Raw genomic sequence first — 2,211 nt, 5'->3', positions numbered from 1 at the left:
GTCACGGGGATCCCCTGCCCTGTCGTGCTCGAACACCCGGTGTCCGTACCTCGATCCGCGCAGCCGAAGGGGCTCATCGTGACCACTGCCGTTCCCGCACCCGCCGTCCACCGTCCGCCGGCCCCGCGCCTCCAGCTGGTCGGCGACCGCCCGCCCGGCGCCCTCGCGACCCATGGCGGCCGCGTCGGCTACCTCGTGTACCTGGCGGCGGACGTCGACCCCGTTGCGCTGATGGAAGCGCACGGCATACGCCCGGAGAACCGTTCCCTCGGGCTCCGGACCCTTCCGGCCCTTCCGGCCCCTGACCCGGAACCGGCGCCGCACCCCGACCCCGCCCCGCTCGACGACGTCATCCGGGTCGACCGCGCGCGTCGGCTCGTCGAGGTCGACGGGCGCGAACTGGAGCTCACCTACCTGGAGTTCGAACTCCTGGCCCACCTGGTGTCCCATCCGGGCACGGTCCACACGCGTGATTCCCTCATCTCCGCCATCTGGGGGTACGGGAACATCGGCGACGGCCGCACGGTCGATGTCCACGTGGCCCGGCTGCGCCGCAAGCTCGGCCCCGGCCACCGCGGCCGCATCTCCACCGTACGCAGCGTCGGTTACAAGTACGTTCCCGGCCACCACGTGTGAACAGAAGCCCGTTTCATTTCGCGGGAAGGCGCTGTGTGTACGGCAGATGAAAATGCCGCACGCTTCTCCGTACTTCGATATCGGGGCCGTTGACAGCCCTTCTGCGGGCTGCCTAGCTTACGCCGCAGATAAACAACGGCGGCCTCTTCTGCCCGGCATGACGGCTGCTTTTCGATTCTCCGATTTGTCGAATGCTGCTGGAGTGTCCTTGACCGAATCACTTGTTCTCACCGCGCCCCCGAGACCGCCCGCGCCGGCCGAACCGGTCCTCCCGCTCCGCCGGCCCGGGCGATGGATCGCCACCCTCGTCGTGCTGGTCCTGCTCTCCCAGGCCGCCCACGGCCTGCTGACCAACCCCTTCTACCAGTGGGACCGCTTCGCGTACTGGTTCGCCCGACCGGTCATCCTGGAGGGCCTGCTCATTACCCTCCAAGTGGCCGCGTACAGCGCGGTCCTGGGCCTCGCCGGCGGCATCCTGCTCGCCCTCGGCCGGCTCTCCGCGAACCCGGTCCTGCGGTCGGTGAGCTGGACGTACATCTGGCTGCTGCGCTCCGTACCGCTGATCGTGGTGCTGCTCTTCCTCTACAACCTGAGCGCGCTCTACCCCACCCTGAGCATCGGAGTGCCCTTCGGGCCCGCCTTCTTCACCTTTGACGAGTCGCGGTTGGCCACCGACATCGTCGTGGCGGTCGTCGGACTGAGCCTGGCCGAGGCGGCGTACGCGGCCGAGGTGGTACGGGCCGGGCTGCTCTCCGTCGACCAGGGCCAGCACGAGGCGGCGGCCGCGCTGGGACTGCCCAAGCGGTACCAGTTCGCCCGGATCGTCTTCCCCCAGGCGCTGCGCTCCATCGTCCCCGCCTACGTCAACCAGCTGGTCGGGCTGGTGAAAGCCACCTCGCTGGTCTTCTACGTATCGCTGCTCGACCTGTTCGGCACCGTGCAGAGTCTCGGCAGCACCTACTCCGGCGACATCGTGCCGCTGCTGCTGGTGGCCACCTTCTGGTACGTGGTCCTCACCAGCGTCCTGTCGGTCATCCAGTTCTACGTCGAGCGCCACTACGCGCGCGGCGCGCTGCGCACGATCCCGCCCACCCCCGTGCAGCGGGCCCGGACGGGCCTGCGCGATCTGCGGGACCGCTTCCGGAAGGAGACGGCGCGATGACCACCGCCCTGCGGGCCGCCGCGATCGAGGTCCACGACGTACACAAGTGGTACGGCCGGCAGCAGGTACTGGACGGGGTGAGCCTGACGCTGCGCCCCGGCACGGTCACCGCGGTCCTCGGCCCCTCCGGCTCCGGCAAGTCCACCCTGCTGCGGGTCGTCAACCACCTGGAGAAGCCCGACGCCGGATACGTCAGCGTGGGCGGCGAGCTGATCGGCGTCACCCGGCACGGCGGACGGCTGAAGGAGCTGAGCGAGCGGGCGATCCTCGCCCAGCGGGGGCGGATCGGCTTCGTCTTCCAGAACTTCAACCTCTTCCCGCACCTGACCGTCCTCGACAACGTCGCGGCGGCCCCGGTGGCCACCGGCAGGCTGCCGCGGGCCCAGGCGCGCGCCCTGGCACGCGAACTCCTG

Annotated in this window: 3 protein-coding genes; all 3 read left to right on the top strand. The window is 69.9% G+C overall.

What is annotated here, in order from left to right:
* A partial coding sequence (locus ACFWVD_RS28335) for a winged helix-turn-helix domain-containing protein (protein ID WP_379247927.1) occupies positions 1-636 on the top strand: 636 nt, incomplete at its 5' end.
* A 202-nt stretch (positions 637-838) separates the two neighbouring features.
* On the top strand, positions 839-1,798 hold the full coding sequence (locus ACFWVD_RS28330) for an amino acid ABC transporter permease (RefSeq protein WP_379247925.1): 960 nt from the start codon (positions 839-841) through the stop codon (positions 1,796-1,798).
* Positions 1,795-2,211: ATP-binding cassette domain-containing protein (locus ACFWVD_RS28325; protein WP_379247923.1), on the top strand; the 417-nt coding region annotated here is incomplete at its 3' end. The genes ACFWVD_RS28330 and ACFWVD_RS28325, both read left to right, overlap by 4 nt.

The sequence above is a fragment of the Nocardia sp. NPDC058666 genome (assembly GCF_042714895.1).
Classification (GTDB): Bacteria; Actinomycetota; Actinomycetes; order Mycobacteriales; family Mycobacteriaceae; genus Nocardia.
This window is presented reverse-complemented; position numbering and strand designations above follow the sequence as displayed.